General features: G+C 65.1%; 14 protein-coding genes. 11 read left to right on the forward strand and 3 right to left on the reverse strand.

Going from position 1 to position 13,804, the window contains the following annotated elements:
• Positions 1 to 258 precede the first annotated feature (258 nt).
• From dnaK to CV770_RS38490, 8 genes are all read left to right on the forward strand, one after another.
• Complete coding sequence (gene dnaK / locus CV770_RS38450) at positions 259 to 2,160, forward strand: molecular chaperone DnaK (protein WP_028139411.1); 1,902 nt, start codon at positions 259 to 261, stop codon at positions 2,158 to 2,160.
• Positions 2,161 to 2,405: 245 nt separating this feature from the next.
• A complete protein-coding gene (gene dnaJ, locus CV770_RS38460) occupies positions 2,406 to 3,533 on the forward strand; it encodes a molecular chaperone DnaJ (protein WP_028139412.1) in 1,128 nt (375 codons plus the stop codon).
• 88 nt (positions 3,534 to 3,621) lie between these two features.
• Positions 3,622 to 4,221, forward strand: coding sequence for a class I SAM-dependent methyltransferase (locus CV770_RS38465; RefSeq protein WP_091962468.1), 600 nt, complete (start codon positions 3,622 to 3,624; stop codon positions 4,219 to 4,221).
• A 57-nt stretch (positions 4,222 to 4,278) separates the two neighbouring features.
• Positions 4,279 to 4,857, forward strand: a complete 579-nt coding sequence (locus CV770_RS38470) for an NADPH-dependent FMN reductase (RefSeq protein WP_104466033.1) — start codon at positions 4,279 to 4,281, stop codon at positions 4,855 to 4,857.
• Positions 4,858 to 4,863: 6 nt separating this feature from the next.
• A complete protein-coding gene (gene pyrF / locus CV770_RS38475) occupies positions 4,864 to 5,574 on the forward strand; it encodes an orotidine-5'-phosphate decarboxylase (protein ID WP_104466034.1) in 711 nt (236 codons plus the stop codon).
• A 23-nt stretch (positions 5,575 to 5,597) separates the two neighbouring features.
• Entirely contained in the window at positions 5,598 to 5,909 is a 312-nt protein-coding gene (locus CV770_RS38480; protein WP_027566211.1) for a DUF1330 domain-containing protein, read from the forward strand.
• Positions 5,910 to 6,144: 235 nt separating this feature from the next.
• Positions 6,145 to 6,960, forward strand: coding sequence for a 4-hydroxy-tetrahydrodipicolinate reductase (gene dapB / locus CV770_RS38485; RefSeq protein ID WP_104466035.1), 816 nt, complete (start codon positions 6,145 to 6,147; stop codon positions 6,958 to 6,960).
• A gap of 23 nt (positions 6,961 to 6,983) precedes the next feature.
• Positions 6,984 to 7,607: a 2,3-bisphosphoglycerate-dependent phosphoglycerate mutase gene (locus tag CV770_RS38490; RefSeq protein ID WP_104466036.1), complete on the forward strand. Its 624-nt coding sequence runs from the start codon at positions 6,984 to 6,986 to the stop codon at positions 7,605 to 7,607.
• Between the two features lie 132 nt (positions 7,608 to 7,739).
• Here CV770_RS38490 and CV770_RS38495 read toward each other — a convergent pair whose 3' ends face one another.
• Together CV770_RS38495 and CV770_RS38500 are read right to left on the reverse strand one after the other, a co-directional pair.
• Positions 7,740 to 8,636: a methylated-DNA--[protein]-cysteine S-methyltransferase gene (locus CV770_RS38495; RefSeq protein ID WP_104466037.1), complete on the reverse strand. Its 897-nt coding sequence runs from the start codon at positions 8,634 to 8,636 to the stop codon at positions 7,740 to 7,742.
• A gap of 54 nt (positions 8,637 to 8,690) precedes the next feature.
• Complete coding sequence (locus tag CV770_RS38500; RefSeq protein ID WP_104466038.1) at positions 8,691 to 9,221, reverse strand: DUF2244 domain-containing protein; 531 nt, start codon at positions 9,219 to 9,221, stop codon at positions 8,691 to 8,693.
• Between the two features lie 22 nt (positions 9,222 to 9,243).
• On the opposite strand from CV770_RS38500, the gene nth reads away from it, so the two are divergent.
• The 3 genes from nth (at position 9,244) to CV770_RS38515 (ending at position 12,897) form a co-directional block, all read left to right on the forward strand.
• Positions 9,244 to 9,996 carry an endonuclease III gene (gene nth / locus CV770_RS38505; RefSeq protein ID WP_201760224.1) on the forward strand — a complete coding sequence of 251 codons (753 nt, stop codon included), beginning with the start codon at positions 9,244 to 9,246 and terminating at the stop codon, positions 9,994 to 9,996.
• Positions 9,997 to 10,145: 149 nt separating this feature from the next.
• A complete protein-coding gene (locus CV770_RS38510; protein ID WP_104466039.1) occupies positions 10,146 to 11,282 on the forward strand; it encodes an HlyD family secretion protein in 1,137 nt (378 codons plus the stop codon).
• Complete coding sequence (locus CV770_RS38515; protein ID WP_104466040.1) at positions 11,269 to 12,897, forward strand: MFS transporter; 1,629 nt, start codon at positions 11,269 to 11,271, stop codon at positions 12,895 to 12,897. Before CV770_RS38510 ends, CV770_RS38515 begins: the two co-directional genes overlap by 14 nt.
• A 6-nt stretch (positions 12,898 to 12,903) precedes the next feature.
• Here the strand turns inward: CV770_RS38515 and CV770_RS38520 are convergent, their stop codons facing one another.
• A complete protein-coding gene (locus CV770_RS38520) occupies positions 12,904 to 13,644 on the reverse strand; it encodes a sulfate transporter family protein (protein ID WP_104466041.1) in 741 nt (246 codons plus the stop codon).
• Positions 13,645 to 13,804 lie beyond the last annotated feature (160 nt).

Consider the following 13,804-nt stretch of genomic DNA (forward strand, 5'->3'; position numbering starts at 1 on the left):
GGCTTGCGGTAGCGGGGGCTTGCTGAAGCCTGAACCTGTTAATAATTCCTCACCCGCAAGGGCGGTGAAGCCCGGATATCATCGTCCAAAACCCAATGTTTTCACGGCAGAAACGTAGCTTCGGTCCTTGCGGGCCCCTCCCCCCCTCCTATATGAGCCTCAATCATCGCAATATCGCGGATGTTTGATCTTAGGGGGTTTCGGTCGGGTGCCTTCTGGGCCCAGCCAACCTGCCGCAAAAACAAGGATATCAGGACCATGGGAAAGGTCATTGGGATCGACCTCGGCACCACGAATTCGTGCGTCGCCGTGATGGATGGCAAGAACGCCAAAGTCATCGAGAATTCCGAAGGCATGCGCACGACGCCTTCGATCGTCGCCGTGACGGACGACGGTGAGCGCCTCGTCGGCCAGCCGGCCAAGCGCCAGGCCGTCACCAATCCCGAGCGCACCTTCTTCGCAGTGAAGCGCCTCATCGGCCGCCGCTACGACGACCCGATGGTCGAGAAGGACAAGAAGCTCGTCCCCTACAAGATCGTGAAGGCTTCCAACGGCGACGCCTGGGTCGAGGCCGACGGCCAGACCTACTCGCCCTCGCAGGTCTCGGCGTTCATCTTGCAGAAGATGAAGGAGACCGCGGAAGCCCATCTCGGCCAGAAGGTCGATCAGGCCGTCATCACCGTTCCCGCTTACTTCAACGACGCCCAGCGCCAGGCGACCAAGGACGCCGGCAAGATCGCGGGCCTCGAAGTGCTGCGCATCATCAACGAGCCGACCGCGGCCGCGCTCGCCTATGGCCTCGACAAGACCAAGACCGGCACGATCGCCGTGTACGATCTCGGCGGCGGCACGTTCGATATCTCGATCCTCGAGATCGGCGACGGCGTGTTCGAGGTGAAGTCGACCAACGGCGACACCTTCCTCGGCGGCGAAGATTTCGACATGCGTCTGGTCGGCTATCTCGCCGACGAATTCCAGAAGGAGCAGGGCATCAACCTGCGCAACGACAAGCTCGCGTTGCAGCGCCTGAAGGAAGCCGCTGAAAAGGCCAAGATCGAGCTGTCCTCGACGACGCAGACCGAGATCAACCTGCCCTTCATCACCGCGGACCAGACCGGCCCGAAGCATCTGACGATGAAGCTCACCCGCGCCAAGTTCGAAGCGCTGGTCGACGACCTCGTCCAGAAGACCGTCGAGCCCTGCCGCAAGGCGCTGAAGGACGCCGGCGTCACCGCCGGTGAGATCGGCGAAGTGGTTCTGGTCGGCGGCATGTCGCGCATGCCGAAGGTCCAGGAAGTCGTGAAGCAGCTGTTCGGCAAGGAGCCGCACAAGGGCGTCAACCCGGACGAAGTCGTGGCGATCGGCGCTGCGATCCAGGCCGGCGTGCTCCAGGGCGACGTCAAGGACGTGCTGCTGCTCGACGTCACCCCGCTGTCGCTGGGCATCGAGACGCTGGGCGGCGTGTTCACCCGCATCATCGACCGCAACACTACGATCCCGACCAAGAAGAGCCAGGTGTTCTCGACCGCCGAGGACAGCCAGAACGCGGTCACCATCCGCGTCTTCCAGGGCGAGCGTGAAATGGCGGCCGACAACAAGATGCTCGGCCAGTTCGACCTGATGGGCATTCCGCCGGCTCCGCGCGGCATGCCGCAGATCGAGGTGACCTTCGACATCGACGCCAACGGCATCGTCAACGTTTCGGCCAAGGACAAGGCCACCGGCAAGGAGCAGCAGATCCGCATCCAGGCCTCCGGCGGCCTGTCGGAAGCCGACATCGAGAAGATGGTCAAGGACGCCGAGGCCAATGCCGAGGCGGACAAGAAGCGCCGCGAGGCCGTGACCGCCAAGAACGAGGCGGATGGTCTGGTGCATTCGACCGAGAAGGCTTTGGCCGAGCACGGTTCGAAGGTCGGTGAGACCGAGCGCCGCGCCATCGAGGATGCCGTCGGCGACCTCAAGGAAGCGCTGAAGGGCGACGATGCCGAGGCGATCAAGGCCAAGACCCAGACGCTGGCCCAGGCTTCGATGAAGCTCGGCGAGGCCATGTACAAGCAGCAGGCCGAGGCCGACGCCAAGAAGGATGCGGCCAAGGACGACGTCGTCGACGCGGAATTCACCGAAGTCGACGACGACAAGAACAACAAGAAGTCCGCCTGAACCCCAAGAGGGTCATGATGCGGACGGCTTGGACCCCACACGCTCTACCGGCCTCCTCCTTCGCGGGGGAGGCCGTCGTGTCGGGACGGACGGGCGGGTCGCCCGTTACGATCGATCAATTCCCAGCCGTTATGCTGAACGCCGCCGCGCTGCCCTCTGCCGCCAAGCAGAAGGCTGCCTATATCGTCGTGTGGCGACGTCGTTTCGCTCCGACTTGAATCGCGATTGGATAGACCGAGTCCCACATGTCCACGTCCACCAAGCGCTGCTATTACGAAACCCTCGAAGTCGAACGCGATGCCGACGAATCCGTTCTGAAATCGTCGTTCCGCAAGCTGGCGATGAAGTTCCACCCGGACCGCAATCCCGGGGACGACACCAGCGAAGTCAAGTTCAAGGAAATCAACGAGGCCTACGAGGTCCTGAAGGACAAGGACAAGCGCGCGGCCTATGACCGTTACGGCCATGCCGCCTTCGAGCAGGGCGGCGGTGGCGCCGGCTTCGGCGCGGGTTTCGCCTCTTCCTTCTCCGACATTTTCGAAGATCTGTTCGGCATGGCCGGGCAGCGCGGCCGCGGCGGCCGCGAGCGCGGCGCCGACTTGCGCTACAACATGGAAATCACGCTCGAGGAAGCCTTCGGCGGCAAGACCGCGCAGATCGAGATTCCGGTCTCGGTCACCTGCGAGGCCTGCTCGGGTATCGGCGCCAAGGCGGGAACCAAGCCGAAGACCTGCTCGAGCTGCGGCGGCGCCGGCCGCGTGCGGCAGTCGCAGGGCTTCTTCACGCTGGAGCGGACCTGTCCGGGCTGCCAGGGCCGCGGCCAGATGATCGAGGATGCCTGCCCGTCCTGCTCGGGCCAGGGCCGCGTCACCCGCGAGCGGAATCTTTCGGTCAACATCCCCCCGGGCGTCGAGGACGGCACAAGGATCAGGCTCGCCGGCGAGGGCGAGGCAGGGGTTCGCGGCGGTCCGCCCGGCGACCTCTACATCTTCCTGTCGCTGGCCCAGCACCAGTTCTTCCAGCGCGACGGCGCCGATCTGCATTGCCGTGTGCCGATCTCGATGGTGACGGCGGCGCTCGGCGGCGAATTCGAGGTGCCGACCATCGAGAAGGGCAAGGCCAAGGTGAAAGTGCCGGCCGGGACCCAGTCGAACCGCCGGTTCCGCATTGCATCAAAAGGCATGCCGGTGCTGCGGTCGCGCCAGATGGGCGACATGTATGTTCAGGTCGTGGTCGAGACCCCGCAGAACCTCACCAAGAAGCAGCAGGAATTGCTGGCCGAGTTCGAAAAGCTATCCTCCGGCAACACCCAGCCGGAATCCGAGGGCTTCTTCGCCAAGGTCAAGGATTTCTTCGGTAATCGGGCGAGTTGACCCGGCTTGACCATACCGCCTTCGGCCTATACGTCTTTATGACCATTTTCTGACACGCCGCGGTCCCGCGGTCCCGTCCGGTCCTGACATGCCATTGCCATCGTCCGCGCGTGCGTTGAAGAAGCCTCGTCTCGATGACGAGGTGCGCTTCCTCAGATCATGGATCGAAAAGCCCCTGCACATGGGCGCCGTGATGCCGTCGGGCAAGCTGCTGGCCCGGACCATGGCCCATTACGTCGATATCGATTCGGACGCGCCTGTGGTCGAGCTCGGGCCCGGCACCGGCGCGATCACCTCGGCCCTGATCGAGCGCGGCGTCGATCAGAAGCGTCTCGTCCTCGTCGAATACAATCCCGGTTTCTGCGCCCTGCTGCGCGACCGCTATCCGCAGGCCAAGGTTGTGCAGGGCGATGCCTATCGCCTGCGTGACACGCTCTGGAACGTCCTGAGCGCGCCGGCCTCCGCGGTCGTCTCCGGCCTGCCGCTGGTGACAAAACCAATGCTGACGCGGCTGCGGCTGATCCGCGACGCCTTCACGGCGCTTGCGCCCGGGGCGCCCTTCGTCCAGTTCACCTATGCGGTGGTGCCGCCGATCCCGAAATCGCTGCCCGGCGTGTCCACAGAGGCGTCGGAACGGATCTGGATGAACCTTCCGCCCGCCCGCGTCTGGGTGTATCGCAAGGACTAATTCCGCCGGCTTGGTTCTTTGCGCGGCGGGCTCGTATCGCCGAACGCATTGGATTGGATGTCAGCCCCCAAGATCCTGATCATTCCCGGCTCGCTGCGCACCGGTTCGCACAATGCGAAGCTGGCGGCGGTCGCTGCCTATGAATTCGCCCGGGCCGGCGTCGACGTCACCCGCATCTCGCTCGCCGATTTTCCGCTGCCGATCTATGACGGCGATCTCCAGGCCAAGTCCGGCCTGCCGAAGCACGCGATCAACCTCAAGCGCATGATCGGCGCGCACCATGGCGTGCTGATCGTCTCGCCCGAATACAATGCCTCGGTGCCGCCGCTTCTCAAGAACGCGATCGACTGGGTCAGCCGCGTGCATGATTTGCACGAGGCGCGCGGCGATGTGTTTCGCAACCGCGCCTTCGCGCTCGCCGGCGCCTCGCAGAGCCGGCTCGGCGCGGCCCGTGCGCTCCAGGCGCTCAGGCTGATCCTGACCTCCTGCCACGCCAACGTGATTGCCAGCCAGCTCACGCTCGCCTTTGCCGACCAGGCCTATGACGATATGGACAGGCTCAAGAACGAGGGCGATATCGCCGCGTTGAAGGAGCTGGTGGCGCAGTTGATCGACATTTCCCAACGCATGATGTGAGGTGACATGACGCCAGCCGAGATCGCCCCCAAGGACCGCCTGATCGTCGCGCTCGATCTGCCCAGCGTCGATGCCGCGGAGGCGACGATCAATCGTCTCGGCGACAGCGTCACCTTCTACAAGATCGGTTATCGGCTCGCTTATGCCGGCGGATTGCCGCTGGTCGGCAAGCTCGCCGACAAGGGCAGGAAGGTCTTTCTCGATCTCAAGCTGCACGACATCGGCAACACCGTGATGCAAGGCGTCGAAAGCATCACCAGGCTTGGCGCCACCTTCCTCACCGTGCACGCCTATCCGCAGACCATGAAGGGCGCGGTCGAAGGCCGCGGCAATTCCAGCCTGAAGATCCTCGCCGTCACGGTGCTGACATCCTACAACGAGGACGATCTGCACGCGGCCGGCTATCGGCTCGGCGTCTCCGAGCTGGTCGAGGCCCGCGCGCAGCAGGCCCAGGTGCTTGGCATCGACGGACTGGTGTCCTCGCCTGAGGAAGTCGGGGCCTTGCGCAAGATCGTCGGCCACCAGATGCATCTCGTCACGCCCGGCATCCGGCCGGTCGGTTCGGCGACCGGCGACCAGAAGCGCATCATGACGCCGGGCCGCGCGATCGCCGCCGGCGCCGACTATCTCGTCGTCGGACGGCCGGTCGTCGAAGCCGCCGACCCGAAGGCGATCGCGGAAGCCATCCAGGCCGAGATCGCGCAAGCGCTCGGCTAATCAACAAACAAGGGAGAAGAACAATGGCAAAAGGCTACTGGATCGGGCGCGTCGATGTGAGCAGTGACGAGGGCTACAAGCCCTACGCCGTCGCCAACGGTCCGATCTTCAAGAAGTGGGGTGGCCGCTTCGTCGTCCGCGCCGGCAAGTTCACCACCGTCGAAGGCGCCAGCCGCACCCGCAACGTTGTGATCGAATTCCCGGACTACGAGACGGCGATCGCCTGCTACAATTCGCCGGAATACCAGGCCAACATCAAGGTGCGCCAGCCCCACTCGGTCGCCGACCTCATCATCATCGAGGGCTATGACGGCCCGCAGCCGTCTGACGGCTGAGGCGTGCTGCTGGTCTTCCCCTGCGCGGGAGGGGAGGGCCGTCGCATTTGAACGTTCACGAGGGGTCGTCATGCCCGGGCTTGTCCCGGGCATCCACGTTCTTCTTGCGCGTGGCAAGGCGTGGATGGCCGGGACAAGCCCGGCCATGACGCTTTAGAGAGGGGAGCCCGGCTGCTCCCCCCTCGGTTGCCGGAACTGCGTCCCCCCGCTACAACGGCCATGAGAGGATCACACCATGTCCGACATGCGCCTGATTGTTGCTGGAGCCGGTGGCCGGATGGGCCGCGCGCTGGTGCGGGCGATTGCCGAGAGCAAAGGCGCGGTGCTGGCCGGCGCGCTCGAGGCCCCCGGCTCGGAGTTGCTCGGCAAGGATGCCGGTGTGCTCGCAGGACTGCCGGCCAACGACATCAAGCTCTCCGCTGACCTCTGGGCGATGTCGAAGGAGGCCGACGGCATCCTCGACTTCACCGTTCCGGCGGCGACCATTGCAAATGTCGCGATCGCGGCACAGCGCGGGATCGTGCATGTCGTCGGCACGACCGGGTTGTCGGGCTCTGACAACGCCGTGATCAAGAGCGTCACCAACCGCGCGGTCGTGGTGCAATCAGGCAATATGAGCCTCGGCGTCAATCTGCTGGCCGCCGTGGTCAAGCGCGTCGCCAAGGCGCTCGACCAGAGTTTTGATATCGAGATCGTCGAGACCCATCATCGCATGAAGGTCGATGCGCCATCCGGCACCGCGCTGATGCTGGGGCAGGCCGCAGCCAGCGGTCGCGGCGTCACCCTCGATGATCATTCCGAGCGCGGCCGTGACGGCATCACCGGCGCGCGCAGGCCGGGCAATATCGGTTTCGCCTCGTTGCGCGGCGGCACCGTCGCCGGCGATCACAGCGTCACCTTCCTCGGCGCGTTCGAGCGCCTGACGCTGTCGCACCAGGCCGAGGACCGCATGCTGTTCGCCCATGGCGCACTGAAGGCAGCGCTGTGGGCGCATGGCAAGAAGCCGGGCCACTACTCCATGGCCGACGTGCTCGGCCTGTCCGACATTTAATCGAACCTAACGGAAAGCAGTCAATGAGCGAACGTCTTCTCGTGCTCGTGCGCCACGGCCAGAGCGAATGGAATCTGAAGAACCTGTTCACGGGGTGGAAGGACCCTGACCTGACCGAGCTCGGCGTCAAGGAAGCCACGGAAGCCGGCCGCAAGCTGAAGGCGCAGGGCCTGGTGTTCGACGTCGCCTATACTTCGGTGCTCACGCGCGCGCAGCACACACTCGATCTCATTCTCGGCCAGCTCGGCCAGGAGGGCCTGCCGACGACGAAGAACCTCGCGCTGAACGAGCGCGACTACGGCGATCTCTCCGGCCTCAACAAGGACGACGCGCGCAAGAAATGGGGTGAGGACCAAGTGCTAACCTGGCGCCGCTCCTACGACGTGCCGCCGCCCGGCGGCGAAAGCCTGAAGGATACGCTCGCGCGGGCGCTGCCGTACTACGTGCAGGAGATCCTGCCCGGCGTGCTCAACGGCAAGCGCACGCTGGTCGCCGCCCACGGCAATTCGCTGCGCGCGCTGATCATGGTGCTGGAAAAGCTCTCGCCCGAAGGCATTTTGAAGCGCGAGCTGGCGACGGGTGTGCCGATCATCTACCGCCTCAACGCGGATTCGACGGTGGCCTCGAAGCTGGATCTGGCGGGCTGATCTTTTGCCGCAAGCACGCTGCCGTAGGGTGGGCAAAGCGTAGCGTGCCCACGCAGCGTCAGCGACTTGAGATAGATCGTGGGCACGGCGCGTTGCGCCTTTGCCCACCCTACGGCAGTGTGCTTGCAGTGCCTACAGCACCCCCAGCTGTCCGGCCTCCCAGCCCAGCATCGCCTGCTTCCTCGTGATGCCCCAGTGATAGCCGGTGAGCGTGCCGCTCTTGCCGAGCGCGCGGTGGCAGGGCACGACGAACGAGACCGGGTTCTTGCCGACTGCCGCGCCGACGGCACGCGAGGCCTTCGGGCTGTTGATGTTGCAGGCAATGTCGGAATAGGACACCGCGCGCCCCATCGGGATCTTCAGCAGCGTCTCCCACACCCGCACCTCGAAATCGGTGCCGATCATCACCACGCGCAGCGGCTGGTCCGGCCGCCACAGCTTCGTATCGAAGATGCGCGCGGCGAGCGGCGCGGTGCCTTCGTGATCCTCGACATAGGTGGCGTTCGGCCAGCGCCGGGTCATGTCAGCGAGCGCGACCTTCTCCTCGCCGTGATCGGCGAAGGCAAGTCCTGACAGGCCGCGGTCGGTCGCGATCACGATCGCGGTGCCGAACGGCGAGGGGTGAAAGCCGTAACGCAAGGTCAGGCCGGCGCCGCCGTTCTTCCATTCGCCCGGCGACATCGCTTCGTGGGTCACGAAGAGATCGTGCAGCCGGCCGGGGCCTGACAGCCCGGAGTCGAGCGCGGCGTCGAGGATGCTCGCTGAGTCCCGCAGCAGGCCCTTGGCGTGATCGAGGGTGAGCGCCTGCATGAAAGCCTTCGGCGTGATTGAGGCCCAGCGGCGGAACAGATGGTGCAGTTCATCCGGCGTGACCCCGGCCGCATCCGCCATCGCCTCGATGGTCGGCTGCGCGCGCCAGTTCTCCGAGATGAAGGCGATCGCCCGGCGCACCGAATCATAGTCGCGGAGCGCGGCGTTCTGGGTGCCCGGCCCGGCCAGGCGCTGGTCATGTATGGCGAGTGTCATCATGACTGGAAATGTAGGAGAGGGACGGGTGGGAAACCACCCGATTTCTGACTGCGCTCAGATCACCGGATTGTAGGTCGGGCCGCGCCGGGCAGCATTCAGGGCGCCGACCAAGGCATTGTAAAAACTCGATTTTTCCTCCGGACCGAGAAAACCGGCAATGAGCAGCCGGCGGCCGCGCGAGATCAGATAGAGGTGCTCGATGCCGTATTCCTCGTCGACCTCCTGGTCGAGTCGGACCCAGAGCGGATTGAACGTCCATTCCGAGACCTGGCCGCGATGGCTGACGCGGCGCACGCGCAGCTCCGACGGCGTGACCACGATCTCCTCGCTGGCCCGCGCCGCGCGGAAATTGGCCTTGAAGGCCCACCAGATCACGAGCACGTCGAGGCCGAAGAAACCGAACACCGGCCAGGCACCCATCATCAGGAAGGCGAGGCCCGTGACGAAGCTGACCACGCTCAGGAACAGCATCACGGCGAGGAAGCCGGTGCGGTTCAGCGAGCGGTGTGGCGTCAGCCGCGCGGAGAAGATCTGCACGTCGCGCGGATCAGGATCGCTGCCCTCAATTTCGTTGCCTGTGCTCATCGTCCCTCAGTATATCCCGATCATGGCGAAAATCACCCGCAAGCCGGCTCCGCGTAAAGCGCCGGTGCCGAAGAAGAAGACAAAGGCGGTCGTCGCGAAGCCGAACGCGCCCGCCAAAAAGACGCTCAAGGCGATAAAGCGCTGGACGCCCGCCGAGGTCCATGAGGTCTTCAGCCGTTTCCGCAAGGCCAATCCGGAGCCGAAGGGCGAGCTCGAGCACGTCAATCCGTTCACGCTGCTGGTCGCCGTGGTGCTGTCGGCACAGGCAACCGATGCCGGCGTCAACAAGGCGACGCGCGCCTTGTTCGAGGTGGCCGACACCCCGCAGAAGATGCTCGATCTCGGCGAGGAGTCTTTACGCGAGTACATCAAGACGATCGGCCTCTACCGCACCAAGGCCAGGAACGTGATCGCGCTGTCGGCCAAGGTGCTGAGCGAGTTCGGCGGCGAGGTGCCGCGCACGCGCGCCGAGATCGAGTCGTTGCCCGGAGCGGGCCGCAAGACCGCCAACGTCGTGCTCAATATGGCCTTCGGCGAGCACACCATGGCGGTCGACACGCATGTCTTCCGCGTCGGCAACCGCACCGGGCTTGCGCCCGGCAAGACGCCGCTGGAGGTCGAGCTTGGTCTCGAAAAGGTGATCCCGGCCGAGTTCATGCTGCATGCCCATCATTGGCTGATCCTGCATGGCCGCTATACTTGCCTCGCGCGCAAGCCGCGCTGCGAGGTCTGCCTGATCAACGATCTGTGCCGGTGGCCGGAGAAGACGGTCTGAGCAATTGATTCAATGTCATTCCAGGCGCGATGCGCAGCATCGAACTATGGTGCGCACTTGCGCACCTGAGAATCTCGAGATTCCGGGCTCGCCTCTTCGAGGCGCCCCGGAATGACGGCGGTGAGAGCAGAGCGACTTGGGGTGAAATCGTGAGTCAACAGGAACAAGTCCCGCCCCCGGCTGCCGCCGCGACACCGGCCCCGTCATCGAAACCAACGCAGCGGCCAGCCACTTCACTGTGGAGCCGGTTCGCGATCCCGCTATTCGCCGTGATCGTCGCGCTCGGCTTCGTCGCGCTGGCGACGCTGCGCTTCGACGAATGGGTCGGCAATGCGGTGATCCAGACCACCAATGATGCCTATGTGCGCGCCGAGCTGACGCGGCTTTCCAGTCGCGTCTCGGGTGAAGTGCTGACCGTCGCCGTCACCGACTTCCAGCGCGTCAAGGCCGGTGATCTCCTGATCCAGATCGATCCCGCCGATTACGAGGCCCAGGTCGCGCAGTCCGAGGCTGCGGTCGCCGCCGCCCAGGCCGCGCTCGACAATCTGGCCAACCAGGTCGAGCTGCAATATGCGACGATCGCGCAGGCGCAGGCCGCGCGGCTCTCCGCCGAAGCCATGGAGGTCGAGGCACGGCAGGAGCAGGAACGTCAGCAATCGCTGTCGCAGACCGAAGCCGGCACGCGGCAGCGCCTTGAGCAGGCGGTGGCTGCTTACGCCAAGGCGCAGGCCGACGTGCGTGCGAGCCGCGCCGTGATCGCAGCCCAGCAGCACCAGCTCGAAGTCCTGCAAGGCACCAGGAAGCAGCGCGCCGCCGATGTCGCGGCGGCCAAGGCAACGCTGGCGGGTGCGAAGCTCAAGCTCGGCTACACCAGGATCACAGCGCCGTTCGACGGCGTCGTCGGCGAGCGCCAGGTGCAGCCCGGCGACTACGTCAATATCGGCACCAACCTCATCAACGTGGTGCCGCTGCCGCAGGTCTATGTGATCGCGAATTACAAGGAGACCCAGCTCACGCATGTGCAGCCGGGCCAGCCGGTCGAGATCACCGTCGACAGCTTTCCGCGCGAGACGCTGCGCGGCAAGGTCGCGCGCATCGCGCCGGCGACGGGCTCGCAGGTCGCGCTGCTGCCGCCTGATAACGCCACCGGCAATTTTACCAAGGTGGTGCAGCGCATTCCCGTGCGCATCCAGCTCGATGATAACCAGCCGCTGCTGGCGCGCCTGGTGCCGGGCATGTCGGTCGTCACCCGCATCGACACCAAGGCGGCGAATGGCGGAAAATGACGACACAGATCGCGGACCGCTCTCGCGCGGCGGCGTCGCGCCGCAGCCGCTGTTCGCCGTGGCCGCGGTGTTGCTCGGCTCCTTCCTCGCCAATTTCGACAGCCGCCTGACCACGGTCGGCCTGCCCGATTTGCGCGGCGCGTTCTCGCTCTCGTTCGACGAGGGTGCCTGGCTCTCCACCGCCGGCATCGGCTCGCAGATCTTCATCGCGCCCGCGGTGGCATGGCTTGCGACCGTGTTCGGGCTGCGGCGCGTGCTTGGCATTCCGAGCCTGATCTATGCCGTCATCTCGCTGATCGTTCCCTTCGTACACGATTATCCAACGCTGCTCGCGCTCAGCGTCGCGCATGGCCTCCTGCTCGGCACCTTCGTGCCGGCGACGCTGATGATCGTGTTCCGCAATCTGCCGATCCGCTGGTGGCTGCCGGCGATCTCGATCTATTCGATCCGCGTCGGCTTCGCATTGGATACCTCGAGCTCGCTGGTCGGCTTCTATGTCGACCATCTCGGCTGGCAATGGCTGTACTGGCAGAGCGTCGTGATCGCGCCCCTGATGGGGCTGATGGTCTATCTCGGCACACCGAACGAGCCGGTGAATCGTGCACTGCTGCGCGAGGCCGACTGGGGCGGCATGCTGCTGCTCGGCGCAGGGGTCGCGATGATCTATGCCGGGCTTGATCAGGGCAACCGATTGGACTGGCTCGGCTCGGGGACGGTAATGGCGCTGCTCGTCGGTGGCGCGGTGCTGTTCGCAGGCTTCCTCGTCAACGAGTCGCTGGTGCGGCAGCCCTGGGCGCATGTGAACGTCTTGTTCTCGCGCAATATCGGATTGGGTCTGGTGCTGATCCTGCTGTACACGCTGACGAGCCTGTCCAACGCCTCGCTGGTGCCGAACTTCCTTGCCACCATCGCGCTGCTCAGGCCCGAGCAGAGCGGCATGCTGCTGCTCACCTATGGCGCATTGCCGATGTTCGTGCTGGTGCCGCTCTCGATCTGGCTGCTGCGGCATTTCGATACGCGCACCGTGATTGTCGTGGGATTTGCCTGCTTCGCCGCCGCCAATCTCTGGGGTACGCAGCTCACCCATGACTGGGCGCGCGAGGACTTTGTCGGCATCGTGCTGCTCCAGGCGATCGGGCAGTCGCTGACCCTGCTGCCGCTGATCATCACGCTGCTGTCGAACTCCGACCCGAGCCGTGCCACCTCCTTTGCCGCCTATATCCAGATCATGCGGCTCGGCGGCGCCGAGATCGGCGTGGCGCTGATGGGGACATGGCTGCGCGTGCGCGAGCAGGTCCATTCCTTCTATCTCGGCCAGAACCTCGGCATCGGCGATGTCGATGTGGTCCGCGTCCTGAAGCAGTTTGCCGATCACTTCTCTGCCCACGGCGCCGGGCTGGCGCAGGCGCGCGCGGTCGGTACGCTGGCGGGCATCGTGCAGCGCGAAGCCAATGTGCTCGCCTATATCGACGGCTTCTGGCTGTGCTTCTGGCTCGCGATAGCCGCGCTCGGTATCCTCGCACTGATCACCCGCGCGCCGGCCGGCCCGTTCACGCCGGCGCCGTTCGGCTTCGCCAAGACGGTGCTGCGGAAGTGCGGCGTGCGGGTGATGTAGAGCGCGTCACCGCATCTGCCGCGCCGGCTCGATCAGCTCGGGCCGCGGGCCCGACAGCCGCTTGTGCATGTGGACCATGAAGGCCATGCCGAAGATCGGCGTCGCCAGATTCACGATCGGGATCGAGACGAAGGCGGCGATGAAGAGGCCGGCGGTGAAGATGGTGGCGGCATTGTCGCGCCGCATCGCCTTGGCCTCCTCCGGCGAGCGGAAGCGCATCGCGGCAAGCTCGAAATATTCGCGGCCGAGCAGCCAGGCGGCGGCGACGAAGAAGATCAGGAAGCCTGCGCCGGCGAAAAGCACCAGCGGCAACGCGATCAGATAGACCAGGATGGTCAGGAGCGCGGTCTTGATGCCCTCGAAAATGGCCTGGCTGAACGGCAGCGCGAGGCCCGGCTGCTCGGCGGGATAATGCTCGCGCTCGACGATGTCGGCGACGTCGTCGACGAACAGGCTCGCCACCAGCGAGGTGATCGCGGGCATCAGGAATACGCCGCCGAACACGACGCCGAGGCCCGCCGCGATCGAGACGATCCAGGACAAGACCTCGAGCGAGGTGTGCCAGCCCGGCCCGAGCAGGCCTTCCAGCCAGACCTCGCCGGAGGTCGCAAACCAGCTCAAGAGCCGCTGCAAGCCGATCGCCAGCACGGTGATCAGCACGAGCGCAAGCCCGACCGATCGCCACAGGATCGAGCGCATCGGCGGCGAGATCATTTGCGACAACGCCTTGATGGCGGCATCCAGCATGGGGGAGCCTTTCAGGTAAACACTTCGCGAGAGGTAGACACCCAATGCGGCTTCGGCAAGGGAGGGTGGTTGCCGCGATCTCTTGCTTACCCTCCCCTGGAGGGGAAGGGTCGGCACGTGATCGAGCGAAGCGAGATCATGTGACGGGGTGGGGTGATCT

Source organism: Bradyrhizobium sp. AC87j1 (assembly GCF_002936975.1).
GTDB lineage: Bacteria > Pseudomonadota > Alphaproteobacteria > Rhizobiales > Xanthobacteraceae > Bradyrhizobium > Bradyrhizobium shewense.